The organism is Microcoleus vaginatus FACHB-2002, from assembly GCF_040004035.1.
Taxonomy (GTDB): Bacteria; Cyanobacteriota; Cyanobacteriia; order Cyanobacteriales; family Microcoleaceae; genus Microcoleus; species Microcoleus vaginatus_C.
Genome location: NZ_JAMPLN010000001.1, coordinates 159,302 through 174,773, shown reverse-complemented (window position 1 = coordinate 174,773; position 15,472 = coordinate 159,302). Strand labels below are relative to the sequence as shown.

Annotated in this window: 13 protein-coding genes; 6 read left to right on the top strand and 7 right to left on the bottom strand. The window is 46.2% G+C overall.

The annotated features are described in order from the left end of the window. The first annotated feature begins 58 nt into the window (after positions 1-58). The 3 genes from NDI35_RS00675 to NDI35_RS00665 all read left to right on the top strand — a co-directional run bounded on the left by NDI35_RS00675 (position 59) and on the right by NDI35_RS00665 (position 4,703). Positions 59-1,078: an ATP-binding SpoIIE family protein phosphatase gene (locus NDI35_RS00675; RefSeq protein WP_445311049.1), complete on the top strand. Its 1,020-nt coding sequence runs from the start codon at positions 59-61 to the stop codon at positions 1,076-1,078. Then, a complete protein-coding gene (locus NDI35_RS00670) occupies positions 1,075-2,634 on the top strand; it encodes an ATP-binding protein (RefSeq protein WP_445311048.1) in 1,560 nt (519 codons plus the stop codon). The genes NDI35_RS00675 and NDI35_RS00670 overlap by 4 nt, the downstream gene beginning before the upstream one ends. A gap of 596 nt (positions 2,635-3,230) precedes the next feature. Further along, complete coding sequence (locus tag NDI35_RS00665) at positions 3,231-4,703, top strand: MBOAT family O-acyltransferase (protein ID WP_445311047.1); 1,473 nt, start codon at positions 3,231-3,233, stop codon at positions 4,701-4,703. A 300-nt stretch (positions 4,704-5,003) separates the two neighbouring features. Here the strand turns inward: NDI35_RS00665 and NDI35_RS00660 are convergent, their stop codons facing one another. After that, positions 5,004-5,828: a sulfurtransferase gene (locus NDI35_RS00660; RefSeq protein ID WP_445311046.1), complete on the bottom strand. Its 825-nt coding sequence runs from the start codon at positions 5,826-5,828 to the stop codon at positions 5,004-5,006. Between the two features lie 26 nt (positions 5,829-5,854). After that, positions 5,855-6,808 carry a hypothetical protein gene (locus NDI35_RS00655; protein ID WP_445311045.1) on the bottom strand — a complete coding sequence of 318 codons (954 nt, stop codon included), beginning with the start codon at positions 6,806-6,808 and terminating at the stop codon, positions 5,855-5,857. A gap of 485 nt (positions 6,809-7,293) precedes the next feature. Here NDI35_RS00655 and glmU point away from each other — a divergent pair, with 485 nt between their 5' ends. Continuing rightward, a complete protein-coding gene (gene glmU / locus NDI35_RS00650) occupies positions 7,294-8,682 on the top strand; it encodes a bifunctional UDP-N-acetylglucosamine diphosphorylase/glucosamine-1-phosphate N-acetyltransferase GlmU (protein ID WP_445311044.1) in 1,389 nt (462 codons plus the stop codon). Positions 8,683-8,866: 184 nt separating this feature from the next. Here glmU and NDI35_RS00645 read toward each other — a convergent pair whose 3' ends face one another. From NDI35_RS00645 to NDI35_RS00635, 3 genes are all read right to left on the bottom strand, one after another. Beyond that, a complete protein-coding gene (locus NDI35_RS00645; RefSeq protein ID WP_445311043.1) occupies positions 8,867-9,610 on the bottom strand; it encodes a hypothetical protein in 744 nt (247 codons plus the stop codon). Positions 9,611-10,048: 438 nt separating this feature from the next. Continuing rightward, complete coding sequence (locus NDI35_RS00640; protein WP_445311042.1) at positions 10,049-10,483, bottom strand: hypothetical protein; 435 nt, start codon at positions 10,481-10,483, stop codon at positions 10,049-10,051. A gap of 76 nt (positions 10,484-10,559) precedes the next feature. Next, positions 10,560-11,198 (bottom strand): hypothetical protein, encoded by a 639-nt coding sequence (locus tag NDI35_RS00635; protein WP_445311041.1) that lies wholly within the window; start codon positions 11,196-11,198, stop codon positions 10,560-10,562. Positions 11,199-11,385: 187 nt separating this feature from the next. On the opposite strand from NDI35_RS00635, the gene NDI35_RS00630 reads away from it, so the two are divergent. Continuing rightward, on the top strand, positions 11,386-12,636 hold the full coding sequence (locus NDI35_RS00630; RefSeq protein WP_445311040.1) for a WD40 repeat domain-containing protein: 1,251 nt from the start codon (positions 11,386-11,388) through the stop codon (positions 12,634-12,636). Positions 12,637-12,929: 293 nt separating this feature from the next. Here NDI35_RS00630 and NDI35_RS00625 read toward each other — a convergent pair whose 3' ends face one another. Both NDI35_RS00625 and NDI35_RS00620 read right to left on the bottom strand, forming a co-directional pair. Further along, positions 12,930-13,865: an isoaspartyl peptidase/L-asparaginase gene (locus NDI35_RS00625; RefSeq protein ID WP_445311039.1), complete on the bottom strand. Its 936-nt coding sequence runs from the start codon at positions 13,863-13,865 to the stop codon at positions 12,930-12,932. A gap of 72 nt (positions 13,866-13,937) precedes the next feature. Further along, the gene (locus NDI35_RS00620) at positions 13,938-14,093 is read right to left on the bottom strand and encodes a DUF2256 domain-containing protein (protein ID WP_006631540.1); all 156 of its coding nucleotides are present in this window, start codon (positions 14,091-14,093) and stop codon (positions 13,938-13,940) included. Positions 14,094-14,381: 288 nt separating this feature from the next. Here NDI35_RS00620 and NDI35_RS00615 point away from each other — a divergent pair, with 288 nt between their 5' ends. Then, on the top strand, positions 14,382-15,338 hold the full coding sequence (locus NDI35_RS00615) for an RNA methyltransferase (protein ID WP_445311038.1): 957 nt from the start codon (positions 14,382-14,384) through the stop codon (positions 15,336-15,338). Positions 15,339-15,472 lie beyond the last annotated feature (134 nt).

Genomic DNA, 15,472 nt, shown 5'->3' with positions numbered 1-15,472 from the left:
ACACCATACCCGGAGAGGGTTGGCGTATGGAGGATTTCATTATGAGAACTGATAAAAAATGATAGATGCCGTAGCCTTGCCCGTAACAGAAGAAAGTCAAGTCGGAGAAGCGCGGCGAATCGCAGTCGCCCTGGCGGCCGAAGTCGAATTTAACGATACCGATCGCGGTAAAGTGGCAATTGTTACCACCGAAGCAGCAAAAAACGTGGTCAAGCACGCCCGCGAAGGAGAACTTTTGCTGCGAACATTAAAAACAGCGGCAGGATATAGCATTGAAATAGTAGCGCTAGACCGGGGCCAAGGAATGGCAAATGTCGCGCTGTGTATGCGGGACGGTTTTTCTACAGCGGGAAGCCCTGGAACAGGACTGGGGGCAATTAAACGCCTCTCTACTTTTTTTGATATTCATTCTGTACCAAAACTGGGGACAGCCTTATTAGCGCGGCTGGAACCGACCCAAAATAGCCGGGAAGCCTTCCAAAACAGCAATTACTTGGAATTTGGGGTCATCCACCTGCCGAAAGTAGGAGAGCAAATTTGCGGCGATTCGTGGGCGGAAGAAAATCACCTTGACAAAAACCTGATTTTAGTTGCTGACGGGCTCGGATACGGGGATTTGGCGGAGGAAGCGTCTCGCGAAGCAGTGCGCGTATTTCAAGAAAACGCCAAACTCGGGCCGAAAGCAATTTTAGAGAAGGCGCACGCTGCTTTAAAAAATACCAGAGGAGCGGCTGCGGCGATCGCCCAAATCGATCGTACCCAACAAACAGTTTGTTTTGCCGGAATTGGCAACATCAGCGGTGTAGTGGTCACAGATAACCAAAGCCGCACCATGGTTTCCTACAATGGCACAGTTGGACATATGATGCGAAAAGTAGCAGAATTTGTTTATCCTTGGTCGCAGCAGTCCCTACTCATCATGCACTCCGACGGTTTGGCGGCGCAGTGGAATTTAAACCGCTACCCGGGTTTAGCCTCCAGACATCCTGCTTTAATCGCAGCCGTGCTCTACCGGGACTTCAAACGCACTCGCGATGACATGACAGTTATAGTAGCCAAGGTGAGAGAAGCAGCGTGAGTTACCCAATCCTGACGACGGAAGTCCGTTTTGAACAAGACATCGTACAAGTACGGCAAAGAGCTCGCCAAATTGCTAAAGGGCTGGGATTCGATTCCCAAGTACAAACCCGCATCGCCACAGCAGTTTCCGAAATTGCCCGCAATGCTTTCAAATATGCAGGCGGTGGCAAAGTAGAATTCATTGTGGAAGGGGAATCGCCCCAAATTTTTCGGACTCGGATTTCCGACACGGGGCCGGGAATTGCTGATTTAGCGGCTGTGTTAAGCCCCAATTTTCGGTCGCAAACCGGCGCGGGACTTGGTTTAGCAGCAGCGAAACGGTTGATGGACGAAGTGAAAATCGACTCGGCGCCCGATCGCGGAACGGCTGTACAATTAATTAAACAGTTTTCCAAAAATATGCCGGCGCTGAGTTCTATCGAACTAAATCAATTAGTTGACAAACTAGCGCGCCAAATTCCCGAAGATCCCTATGCCGAAATTCAGCAGCAAAATCAAGAATTACTACGCACTTTAGACGAACTCCGCCAGCGTCAAGAAGAACTCGTACAATTAAATCAACAACTAGAAGATACCAATCGCGGAGTCCTGGCACTTTACGCCGAATTGAACGACAAGGCCGAATCTCTCCGGCGCGCCAGCGAACTCAAAACCAGCTTTCTCTCCAATATGAGCCACGAGTTTCGCACTCCGCTAACGGCAATTATGAGCCTTTCGGAAATATTGTTAAATCGCCTCGACGGAGAACTTTCAGCCGAACAGGACAAGCAAGTAAATTACATTTACAAATCCGCCGAGTCTCTCGCAGAACTTGTCAACGACTCGTTAGATTTAGCCAAAGTGGAAGCCGGAAAACTAACAGTTCGCTTGGCTGATTTTGCAGTCGAAGATTTGTTCAGCGCCCTGCGAGGAATGATGCGCCCCCTGCTTCCCCCAAACTCTGCCGTTTCTCTAATTTTTGAAGATCCTCTCGAACTTCCAATCCTCACCACCGACGAGGGAAAAGTTTCTCAGATTTTGCGAAATCTGATTTCTAATGCCCTCAAATTTACCGAAGCAGGTGAAGTTCGAGTTGCTGCGGAAATAGGAGATGAGGGAACAGTTACTTTTTCAGTGGCAGATACGGGCATTGGCATTTCTCCACGCGACCAAAGGCGGATTTTTGAAGAATTTGTCCAAATAGAAAATCCCTTGCAGAATGGCGTCAGAGGCACGGGATTGGGATTGTCTCTGTGCAAAAAACTGGCGGAATTTCTGGGGGGAAGCATTGAAATCACAAGTTCACCCGGAGTGGGTTCGACTTTTTTTGTCACACTGCCGATTCTGTATCCTGGAGAGGAAGAAAACCCTTTGGAAATGTCCGCTGCTAAGGGAGATGAAATATCGCCCAAAAGCGCACATTCTCGTAGCTTGCGGGGTTCCGGGCGATCGCCAGCGGCGGATTCAGCAGCAAAAGTTTTGATTGGGGAGGATGAAGATAGTTTTTCGGTATTTGCTGAAAAACTTGCTGGCAGAAATTCATTGTACTGCGATATAGGTCGCCAACGGTGCTGAACGTTTGGGTGCGGCTCCTCTTTGAGCAACCGCAAGCAATTTTTATCGACATTATGATACCGGATCTGACGGAGTTTGAGGTTTGAGAAGGGTTGAAATGCGATAGAACTACTTGTCAAATACCTGCTATCGTGATTAATTCAAAACATTTTGGGTTACATCAATTTTTTGCTGTGCGGGATGCTAGGCCTGCACGGTGAAAAATATTATTTCGATGCCAAGGGAAAGGATATCAGGCATTGTAGCTTTTGGGGACTGAAGTCGGATGCTGCGAACCTAATTATATTTTTTTCACCGTATTTTATATTGTTCGTAAGAGAGTTAATTTATAGCAGGCAAGATTTATTTAATTTGCAACAGCATTTAACCTTTGTGCTGTAAAATGTAGCAGTTCTCAGTTGCCGACTATATAGTAGGAACTTACCGAGGGCCTGTTTTTGTGTGGGCGATCGGCTAAAACCCATGATAAATCTCGTTCTTAGCAAAGTCTCGATTATTAAAAATAATGCAACAGTAAGCCCGCGATCCAAACGCATACCAAATAAGCCATTCTCAATTCTAAAATCTAAAATCGAAAATCCAAAATCTAAAATGGTATGACTTTCATCTCCCTTCAATATGCCCTGTTTCTATTGGTTTTGTTCGCGGCTTACTGGTTGGTTCCGCTGCGATGGTGGCGGCTGTTCATCATGTTGGTGGGTAGTTTAATTTTTTACGCTTCGCTGCAAATTTGGTACATTCCTCTGCTGTTAGTCGGTGCTTTGTTTAATTACTGCTTAGCGATGGCGATTGGGGAACCTCTGGATTGGCGGATTGCTAATGAATCTTGGAACCGCCGCCGTTTGTTGCTGCTGTGGATAGGCATCTGCCTGAATGTGTTGCTGCTTCTGGGCTTTAAGTATGTGCCTTTTTTATTGAGTTCGATCGGCACTTTGTTCAATTGGCCTTTAGCTATCGACGGGGCTGACTGGGTGAAAAGTCACGTCATCGCACCCCTGGGATTGAGTTTCTTTTGCTTTGAGTGCATTGCTTATTTGATTGACGTGTACCGAGGCGCGCCTGCTGCTACTTCGCTGCTGCACTTTGCTGCTTACAAGTTGTTTTTTCCCAAACTGATTTCCGGCCCGATTACTCGGTATCACAACTTGATCTATCAACTGAAAACCCAGCAATTTCCGACGCCAGATCGCATTTCTGAGGGACTTTGGACGATCGCCTTTGGTGCAGTAAAAAAAGGTCTTTTCGCAGATAACTTGGGAATTTATGTCGATTTAAGCTTTACCAACTTGCAGCGGGCGGGTAGCGAGGATTTGTGGCTGGCTATTTTTGCTTACGGGCTGCAACTTTATCTCGATTTTAGTGGCTATGTTGACATGGCGCGCGGTACAGCTTTGCTGCTGGGTTGGTACTTGCCACCAAATTTTGATTTTCCTTATTTTAGTGCCAGCATAGCTGATTTTTGGCGACGCTGGCACATGACTTTAGGCGATTGGCTACGCAATTATTTGTATTTTCCTTTGGGCGGTTCGCGAGTCGGTTTGTGGCGCACTTGTCTGAATTTGTCGATTGTCATGTTAATTGCGGGAATTTGGCACGGGGCAGCTTGGGGATTTATTGTGTGGGGGGGTTTACACGGTTTAGCTTTGGCGGTTCACAGGCTGACTGATGTGGCGTTTAAGCGGTTGCGGATCGAGTTTTTGTGGGAAAATCCGATCGGTATTGCGATCGGTTGGCTGTTGACTCAGGCGATGGTTTTTGGTAGTTGGATATTTTTCCGCCTTCCCGATTTAAAGGATTCTGGATGGGCGATTTCGCATTTGTGGGGACACAATGCTGACGTGCAGTTTGCTGAGAAAGTTTATGGCGAAGCTTTGGGTTTGGAAAGAGTACATTTAACTTGGATGTTGGCAGCTTTGGCTGCGGCGATGCTGGGGAATTATGCGTTAAGTCGGGGTTTGAAATTGGAGTTAAATTGGCCGCTGAAATTGGTGTTAGTGCCACTTTGTTTGTATGCGGTGTGGGTGTTGGCTCCCGAAGGCGGTTTGCCTTATATTTATTTTGATTTTTAGGGCATTATAGCAGAAGGAAGTTCGGCAACGGATTCTGTAACGGATGTAACGGATGTCATGAAGAAGGAAGTTTGGCAACGGATGTAACGGATGTAACGGATGTCAGGAAGAAGGAAGAAGCAATAAAATCAATCGTTTCAGCCATTAACAACGTCCTAACCGTCTTGGCTGTTGCTATATTTGATTTTCCTTTTATTCCCCGTAAGGTGCGCCGAAGTGATTCCCCGCTTTGGTGCGCGGTGCCCACCCTAGAAATCACAGTCAATAGTCAACAGTCAACAATCATCTCGCTCCTGCACCCTACAACTGATAAGAACACCAGTCACTCCAGCTACCGACATAAAGTTTAGCATCGGGAATTCCGGCGATTTCTAAAGACAGTAAATTAACGCAAGCCGTCACCCCGGAACCGCAATAAACAATAATTTCTTCGGCTTTTTCTAATTCTGTCCATCGCTGTTTTTGTTCGGATGCCGATCGCACTTTTCCAGTTTCATCCGTCACCCCTTGCCAAGGATAGTTAACCGCACCCGGAATGTGACCTGCAATGGGGTCGATAGGCTCCCGCAAACCTTCATATCTCTCGCTTTCTCGCGAATCAACCAAAACCTTTCCCGGCAAGTCTTTACGCTCTTTTACCGCCTCAATATCTACCGCCAAATCCTGCTGCAAATGAGCAACAAATTTACCCTCGCGGGGTTCTGGTAAAATATTTGTTACCGGATATCCGGCCGCTTTCCAGCCGCTGAAACCGCCGTCTAACAAAGCGACTTTGCTGTGTCCCATATATCGCAGCAGCCACCACAAACGAGAGGCAAAAGCCAGCCGCGAATCGTCATAGGCGACGACTAAAGTTTCAGGTGAATTAATGCCGATCGCGCTCAATTTCTCAGCTAATTCTTCAATATTTGGCAGCGGATGTCTACCGCCGTGTTTGCCCACTGAACTCGCGAGATCGCGGTTTAAATCTAAATAGAAAGCTCCGGGAATGTGACTTTCTTGATATTGTTTTTGTCCCAATTCAGGGTCGGCAAGGGAAAACCGACAGTCAATAATTACAACTTGCGGATTGTCGGTACTGGTGGCTAACCATTCAGGAGAAACGATGAAGTTGTTGTCTGTCATGATTATTCAAATCTATATTTTAACATCTATCGGGAAGGAGATTTTTTTTCTGGTTCTGCTTTTGCGGAAGGAGGTTTTTTAGGAGTTGCTTTTTCCGAAGTTTCTTTGGGCGAATTGGATTTTTTAGGAGTTGCTTTTTCCGCAGGTGATTTTTCGGCTGGTGCGGGAGTTGGAGTTGGCAGAGGGGTGGTTACTGCTGCTTCTTGAGCGTAAAGTAGATATTTCTGATACTCGATTACTTTTGCTTGAGCTAGTTGATGATTGGGGCTAGAAACTGGTACTCTTCTCATTAATGAGACCGCTTCTTGCCAACCATCGATAACAGTCTTCCAATCTTCCTTTGTTTTTGCCGATCGCCCTAATTCTGCTGCTTTGAGTGCGCTGTTAACGGCTTCTCGAAAAGTATCTGGTGCAGTTGCTACATCTACTGTTTCATCGGGATTATTCCCCGCAGTTGCTGTCGGCTCGTTTAAAATCTTACCGACAAACGCTACTACGGCGATCGCCAACATACCCGTTACTAGCCCGACTACAATGAAAGTCGATCGCAGCCGATTCTCAAATGCAGCAAGTTCCGGCGGTTTTTCTTCCTCAAAATAGTTCTCCATCTCTGTGCGATCGTCCATATTAGCAACAGCAGTATTTGGTACAGATTCTCCTGCAAAGCTCTCTGGTTCAAAAGTGCTGTTTTCCAAACTAAACTCTTGACTCCAAGCAGCAGCAATCTGACCGCTTTCTCGGCCCTCAACCTTCACTTTGCGAATCGAATCCGGCTGCAAATTCGTCAGCTCGGTGCGGACAAAATCAACTAATGTATTTTCTATGGGTACCTGCTCGGCCTCAAGAATTACATCCAAACAGTCGCCATCGAGATTCGCCGAGGCTGTGATGCCTTCAGATTGCAACTGGCTATTGAGCCAAGATGCGATAGCGTGCGGATTTCCCTGCTTGGCAAGTTCCTGAAAATTAAGCTCTGTCATAGCTGGACACCTGATAACGCAGAAGATAGAAGAGAGAAGGCAGAAACAATAAAAAATTCAGAAAGAGTTTTTTTGAGTTGAAAACACAATAACTGAAATTCAACAAATAGTATAATGTATCGTGGCAAATCCCAGCCCAAAGATGCAAATTATCACTCTCGCTAGGCCTGGCATCCCTTGGGGGAGGACTTGCATTCCTTGCTAAAAACCGAATTCAGGTTTTTGGTGAGGAATGCAAGTCGTCTTGCTCAGCCGCCAAATACTGCTGCTGCAACCAGGTTTTTGATACCGGGCGCGCCAGCCCAGATATTGCAAGCATCGCCCCTAAAACCAGCATCCGCCTGGAAAAATTCTCGATCGCGCGGATGCGAGATAGGAAATTTTAGATGAAAAATTTGTGCGATCGCAGTGCCATCAGCGGACAGCGAGTGATATCATCAGTGAGTCAATATTCAAGTTTTTATAGCAAATAACTCGATCGCACAATGGTAGCAATAGCAATTTTAGCGGCTGGACGCGGCACGCGCATGAAATCTGACTTGCCCAAAGTTCTACACGAATTAGGCGGTCGATCGCTAGTTGAGCGAGTCCTCCAAAGTTGTCAAGAAATTCAAATTACCAGGCGACTTGTCATCGTCGGTTATCGAGGTGAACTCGTTAAAGAATCCCTGATTCGAGGTCAAGAATTATCAGGGAAAAATCCTCAATCTCCTCCCCTAGAATTTGTCGAACAAACTGAACAATTGGGAACAGGTCATGCCATCCAACAATTGCTGCCTCACTTAGAGGGATTTCAAGGAGACTTGTTGGTCTTAAATGGGGATGTACCTTTGCTGAGGGCAGAAACTATCAAACAATTGATAGCAATTCACAAAAAGCACCAAAACTCTGCTACTTTATTGACAGCTAATTTGCCGAATCCCCAAGGGTACGGACGAGTATTTACCGACAGTCAAAACTTAGTCCAGCAAATTGTCGAAGACCGCGACTGCACACAAGCTCAAAAGCAAAATCACCGAATTAATGCAGGTGTTTACTGCTTTCACTGGCCGGATTTAGAGAAAATTTTGCCAGAATTGAAGGCAGACAATGACCAAAAAGAATATTACCTAACTGATACGGTAAATTTCCTCAGTCCGGTGATGGCGGTGGATGTAGAAGATTATCAAGAAATATTGGGAATTAACGATCGCAAACATTTAGCTACAGCTTGCGATATTTTGCAAACGCGGATCAAGGACAAGTGGATGACGGCGGGAGTGACGCTGCTCGATCCCAACAGCATCACCATTGACGATACAGTAGAGTTGCAGCCGGATGTGGTAATTGAACCGCAAACTCACTTGCGGGGAAATACTTCGATCGCCTCTGGGAGTCGCATCGGCCCCGGCAGTTTGATCGAAAACAGTCAGGTTGGAGAAAATGTGACTGTGCTTTATTCGGTGGTTTCTGACAGTATGGTTGCTGAAAATTCGCGAATTGGCCCTTACGCACACTTGCGGGGACACGCAGAAATTGGGGCGAACTGTCGCGTCGGCAATTTTGTAGAATTGAAAAATACTCAAATAGGCGATCGAACTAATGTCGCTCACTTGTCTTATTTAGGCGATGCGACTTTGGGAGAAAAAGTCAACATCGGTGCTGGGACAATTACGGCGAATTATGACGGAAAAAACAAGCACAAAACTCAAATAGGCGATCGGAGTAAAACGGGTTCTAATAGCGTGCTGGTTGCACCGATAACTTTGGGAGAAGATGTTACTGTAGCGGCGGGTTCTGTGGTGACAGAAGATGTGCCGAATGATTGTTTAGTAATTGCCCGTTCCCGGCAAGTTGTCAAACCAGGTTGGAAGTTGCAAGAACCAAAAAAGTGAACGATTGTTCACTTTTTAGATGATGAGTTTCCACCCATCGGGACTTGTGCGATCGATACCTAAAGAAACCGGGTTTTTATAACGGGAGCGATGGCGCACTCGCGTGAAATTGGGGTGGAAAACCCGGTTTCTGCGTAAGTCCGCAAGCTTGAGAAATCGGGTTTGTGGCATCTGCTATTTTGTCTTATTTTTGGGCGTTCAGATAGTGGTTAATCGCTTTGGCAATTTTTTCTTGCTGGTAGAGGTTCATAGTGTTGGGCAGGGATATGCGATCTCCTCCACAAACTAACAGTCTGACTTGGTACCAAGTGTCATTTTGCAGATCTTTGGTTCGATCGACTTCCACGCCATAAATCTCGCACAGAGAGTATTCAATTACTTTACGTGCCAACAAACCCTGCTGTTTAACAGTCAAGGTGTTTAAATTTCCATCGAAGCTGTAGGTTTCATTATTTCTCAAGAGGATCACTGCGGCTGCTGCGAGCAAAAATATGCCTCCTGTCCATCCCAACCAGCGATCTTCTTGGCTTAAGCGCAGCAATCGATCTTTGGCATTTTTAACAAAAAAATTGATGTCAGAAGCAACAGCGTCTTGGCTTCCCCAATTAGGGGAGTTAGCAGTGAAAGGAACATAGCCAACAGATGTCAGAAGTACAACTCTGGTTTTATAGCCGCATCTTTGAACTTTAGCTCCCTGCAAAGAAGCAAGCTCAATTTCTTGAATTTTTGAGCCCAGTAAATTCGATCGCACCAACTGGCAACTGCCTTGTTTTGCCTGCAATCGCTGGCAGCTCAGGGTTGCTTTATGATAATCAAAAGCCAGCCCGAACAGTCCAAAAGCCATGAATAAACAACTAGGCAACCAAAAATCAAATATGCTTTGAGTCTGAATTATTAATTCACTTGCTGTTTGCTTGATTATTTTCATTTATCTTGCCCTTATATTCCCAATATGATGTTACAGATCGCCTTACTCACCCCGATCAGCCCCATTGTTAACTTATATATTATTTGAAGTCGTCCTCTGCCATGACCCCTTTTGTTTTGGTAAAAGGTTAGCACTAAAATTGCTGACAGACAACAAATGTCGCCAGTTTACCTGCGGCTTAGTTTAAGATAGCTTTCCATGATTTAAAATAGATGAATCTTAAAAATATATTAATTATGTTATGTGGAATAAAACGTTAGCTTCGCGCTCCGTAGGAAAGTAATCACCCAGGTGAGTACCGGTTTACATTTTGTTACATTGTCAGGTTTATGTGCGCCTACTTAATTATCGTTAGTTATTAATTTGGGCGATTCCCTGCAGGATAGGTACGATTCACGGACTTGCAGGGCAAATACATTGCTAAGCGTGGGATTATCGCTAATCGAGATATATGCGAATCAAGTCAGCCATTTTGTGTTGTTCTGTTAGTGAATAGCTTCTTAAACAGAGGAGATCGCCCCCGAACATCCACAAATCCACATAATAGCTACGATTTCCCTCGCTATCTCTCACTTCCTCTAATTCCACCGCAGAAATCTCGTGAGTTGAGCATTCGGTAACATCATGAAGCCATGCACCCCGTCGTTTAATGGTCATTTTGCTAAAAGTTTTATCAAAAATGTATGTTTCATCTATCGCGCCGTCCAACAAAGACAGGGAAAACAACAGAAATATGCCTCCACCTATCCAATTTGAAGCTAAAATAATCTGCAATAATCCAATGAGGATGAAGGGAGAAATTAATAACAAACCCTCCCAGGCGCTTGCCGTTTTAATTGTTAGTTTAGTTGGTGTTTGCTTGAGAACTTTCATTAGTTTAGTGGTTGAGTTTAAAAACAATGTGGATTACTTATCTATCCGCTGTAGGCAATTTTTAATGCACCGGTTATTATTGGAGCCGGCTTTGGACGATCGCACTTTTGGTGTTGTAAACAGCCTTGACAGCATAAGCGTCGCCCGGACGTATCTGTAAAGCTCTGTTAAAATTGATTAAAGCCGTTTGATAGTCTCCCTGCCCGTAGTAGATATAACCGAGTTTCATCGATTGTTTGAAGTCAGAATTTTGAGCAGCAACACGAGCAGAATTAGGCTCAGAAACATGTGCTGCGACAGCAGGAGATGGCTCGGCAGCAGGAACTGACTCGAAAGCAGGAGATAACTCTTGATAGGGTGATGGAGAAGTGTTGAAACCAGAAGGAAAAGAAGAGGGCGATTGCTCGTTATACCCCTGCTCTACATTAGATCCAGAGTCAGAGACTTTTACAAAATTTTTGCCATAAAATACTGAAGTAGTAATGCCTCCCAATACAAACATTAGCAATCCAGCACATTGAATTAAAAAGGTCTTTCTGATTTTTTTGTTGCTCCAATTTTTGATATAAAAAACCAATGATGCCAATGGGACAAGCAAGTAAAGCACTCCCCAAATAGTTTCCTCTCCAAAAGCTTGAACTAATCCCCAAAAATAGCCAACAAGACTTAAAACTAAACCTAGGATGAAAAATAAGGCGATCGCAATTCCAGGCATTTTCTATTTCTCCGATTGATGTATAGTTATTTTGCCAACTGTAAAGGAGAGGATTTTCTACCTGCAACTCATTCCCCCGTTGGCTGTGTTAAAAATAGATTAGCGGTGACAACAGTTCGATCGCGCACAGCGAATGTTAGGATTTTGGTTAGGATTTTGACTAGGAACTCGATCGCGACTGCCGCAAATGATACCCTCTACCCTCAATCGACCCGAAGAACCATTTGCACGCGCAAGCAACGGCTGGGACATCCAAAAGCTTTACACTGACTTGGCAAATGCCAAACAAGAATTCGCCCCCCACACCAGAAGAGGGCTGACACCCGTAGAAAAGCGGCATCTCTGTGGCTTGTTGTGCGGCTACAGTCCAGCGGAAATAGCGGTTTTTCTCAACAAACAAATCAAAGGTGTAGAAGTTGATTTGTCAAAAACTTTGTACCGATACATAGAATTATTGACAAATCGGCCCCGAAATGCACTCAAAAATTGGAGAGATGCGATCGACTGGCTGGAAATAGCCGGATATAAAACGCAGCCAAAAACCTCAACCGGCGCAATATTAAAAGCCACTCTCCACCATTCAGACAGGATTTTGTCTGCAGCTATTAGTCCCGACGGACAATTCCTCGCAACGGGCTCAGAGGACAGTACAGTGAAAATTTGGAGTTTGCACAGCGGGGAACTGCGGCAGACGATTTTCGGACATTCAACAGCCGTGTTGCTAGTGGCTTTCAGTCCCGCCAGCAAAACGCTGCTGACACGATCGCGCGCGGGCACAGTCAAACTCTGGAACCTGCAAAACGGCGAACTGCTGAAGCGTTTGGCAGACGTGCACCGCCACGAATCCGTCGCCGTCAGCCCCGACTGGCAAATTTTGGCGATCGGCACCACCCGTGGCACCATCAAGCTTCTGCACCTCAACAGCGGCCAACTGCTGCAAGTTTTAGAAGGCTATCAAGGGGATGACATTAGTGCGATCGCCCTCAGTCCCAACGGCAGAATGCTAGTAGCCAGCGGCCTCAATGCAGCCAGCGGTTTCTGTCGCGCCACAGTCACTTTGTGGGAATTGCCGGGAGGCGAAGTGAGACGAACGTTTGGCAGCGAAAATTATGTAGCGATTTCTTCCGATAGCCAAATTCTTGTCAATCATGGTGGCCAAACTATCAAACTGTGGAATTTGCAAACAGGCGAATTATTGCATTCGCTGCATACAGGCATTCGCATCACTTCCGCCGCCGCAATTAGCCCTGATGGGAAATACTTTGCAGTGGGGTGTTTTGACGGTACTGTTAGACTTTGGAATTTTCGCGGCGAATTGTTGCACACTTTAGATGGACATTCTAGCCCTGTGTCTGCGGTGGCGATCGGGCTTTTGGGCGAAACTCTGGTCAGCGGCGGGGAGAATGGTACTGTTAAACTTTGGCAACTGCGGATTTAAGAATATCGATTCCGGTTGCACCGTCCGTGCTTGTTGACTGTTGACTGTTGACTGTTGACTGTTGAAGGAGGGGTCAAAAAAATGAAAATTGCGCGAATTATTTGTTGGCAGCTTGATTAGACTTTACGCCCGAGGATGAAGCGCGGATTATATCAATTATGATGCCACCGGAATTGATATAATATCAATTATGATGCCACCGGATTTGATATAAAACTAACCCCGATCGAGATACCCGAATTATTCAAAAAGTCGGGTATCTGAACCGCAGACTGACAATTTATATCGGCATTTTAAGCAAGGAAAATCAGCGTTCCCTTGCTCATTTCCAAAGTATCGCCCATTTCCATGCCATTGTGAAAAGCACCCAAAATCACCTCGCTAGTTTTGCCGAAAGCGATCCCCCCGCTAGCATCAATTCCAATTGCGCCAAAATCCCGTTGACGTTCGTCAGCCTCAGTAAAAGAACGCTCAAAAGCAGCTTTCAAACTCAAACCATCCGTTACCCGAATCACAATTCGCGCGGCCAAACACTCGTCCATAATGTGCTCGCCAATTCCCGTACAGCTTACCGCCGCACTTTGGGCCGCGTAATTTCCCGCCGGCATCGCCGAGTCACTAACCCGCCCAATCCGCTCAAAACCCTTGCCACCAGTCGAAGTCCCAGCAGCCAAGCGTCCATGCACATCCAAAGCTACGACTCCGATGGTCCCAACACCGGCCGGTTCGGCAACCACGTCAGCCATTGCTTTACTAAAATTGCCTTGGCGTTCCTGCATCCACTCGTGCAAACGCAAATCCGTCATCGGATCGTAAATCGGCAATTGAAGTTCTCGCAGCAATTCCGCCGAACCAAAATCAGAGAGAACTCGATCGTCCGAATGCTGCAAAAATTCAGCAAGTTCGATCGGATGTTGAACGCGAGAAACATTAATCGCCCCGCTGAAACGCTGCATCAAACCGTCCATCAGCGAAGCACTCATCCGAATTTGACCGTCCGACTGCACTACAGAACCAGTACCGGCATTGAATCGCGGGTCATCTTCCAACAATTGGCAGCCCCGCACCACTGCATCTACGGCACTTGCACCGTCTTTCAGCAGCGGATAAACTTCCTCCAAAACATCGTAAAGCGATTTCCGCACTGCCTCAATTCCGCCTTTACTATGTAGAGAACTGCCCGCACCGCCGTGAATAACTAACTTTGGTTGCACTTGTTGCGATGCCATAATTTATAACCTAATAACCTAAAATTTTTCCTTTGCAATCTTAGCTTTGATCGAGCAACTTGCCCTAAATTCTTAATCTTGAGCCGCCAAACGGCGGCGACGACAACGTTCGGAGCAGTATTTGACCTCATCCCAGCAGTCCGCCCATTTTTTGCGCCAAGTAAAAGGTCGATCGCACACGGGGCACATTTTTGTCGGTAAATCAGATTTCGATCGCTGCTTTGCCATGCTAATTGGGAAAGTACATTACTAACTCAGATCTTGTACCATTTTCAGGAACAGGCAAGATGCGTGTTCCACAAGAGTTAAATTTGATTGTGGAACAGGCATCTTGCGATTATGAACAGGCAAGATGCGTGTTCCACAAGAGTTGAATTTGATTGTGGAACAGGTATCTTGCGATTATGAACAGGCAAGATGCGTGTTTCACAAGAGTTAAATTTGATTGTGGAACAGGCATCTTGCCTGTTGCTAAGGAAACAACCCAATTTTTGCCTAACACCTCCCCAAATAAAAATGCTCGAAACGGCCGACGCCAACATCCGAATCGTCTTAGTCGAACCTGCAGGCCCATTGAATGTTGGTTCTGTTGCCCGCGTCATGAAAAATATGGGTTTGCACCAATTAGTTTTGGTAAATCCCCAGTGCGATCATTTAGGGGAAGAGGCCAGACTGATGGCTGTTCGCGCCGCCGACATATTGGAAACGGCCAAAGTAGTCGAGAGTTTGCCGGCTGCTTTGGTTGGGTGTGTCAGAGCGATCGCAACTACAGGGGATGATTGTCGATCGTTGCCAACACAACTAGAAGAACCCGCAGAGGCCTTGCCTTGGCTCCTAGAAGCCCCCAGCGCCCTCATTTTCGGCCGAGAAGACTGCGGCTTGACCAATGCCGAATTAAACCGCGCTCAACGCCTGATCCGCATTCCTAGCAGCGATGCCTACACTTCCTTAAATCTCGCCCAAGCCGTCGCTATCTGCTGTTACGAACTATACCGGGAAGAAGGAAGAAGGAAGAGGGAAGAAGGAAGAGGGAAGAGCGAAGAAGGAAGAGGGAAGGAAGAAGAAGATGCCTCGTTCCCCGGATCAGCCGGGGAACGCATATCCAGAGGCTCTGCCTCTTCAATACCCGATGCCACAGATAATTTATCAACTTGTTACCAAGAACAACTTGCCACCCGCCAGACAGAAAATCCCTCAATTCCCCTCGCCAGTGCTCCCTTGGAAAATTTAGAGGGATATTACCAGCAACTAGAAACTTTGCTGTTAAAAATAGGATATTTGCAGCAGCACACAGCAGCAAGCCGGATGGAAAAATTTCGGCGTTTGTACAACAGAGCCTATCCGACAATTGATGAAGTCGCCATGCTGCGGGGCGTCCTCCGCCAAACAGAATGGGCAATCAAAACTTACCCACGAGAGGCAAATTCTGATACTCTGGATGGGGCGTTACCGGAAAATCCAACGGATAGCTAGGAGAAATGCTGATAATTGGGGATGTGAGATTGAGGATTTTTTTCACAGAGAACTTTCCTGCCCCCACTTGTCATCTTCATAACAGGGTTTCTTGACTAAAAACCTAAGCTTTGCGATAATTTGCGAGCAATAAA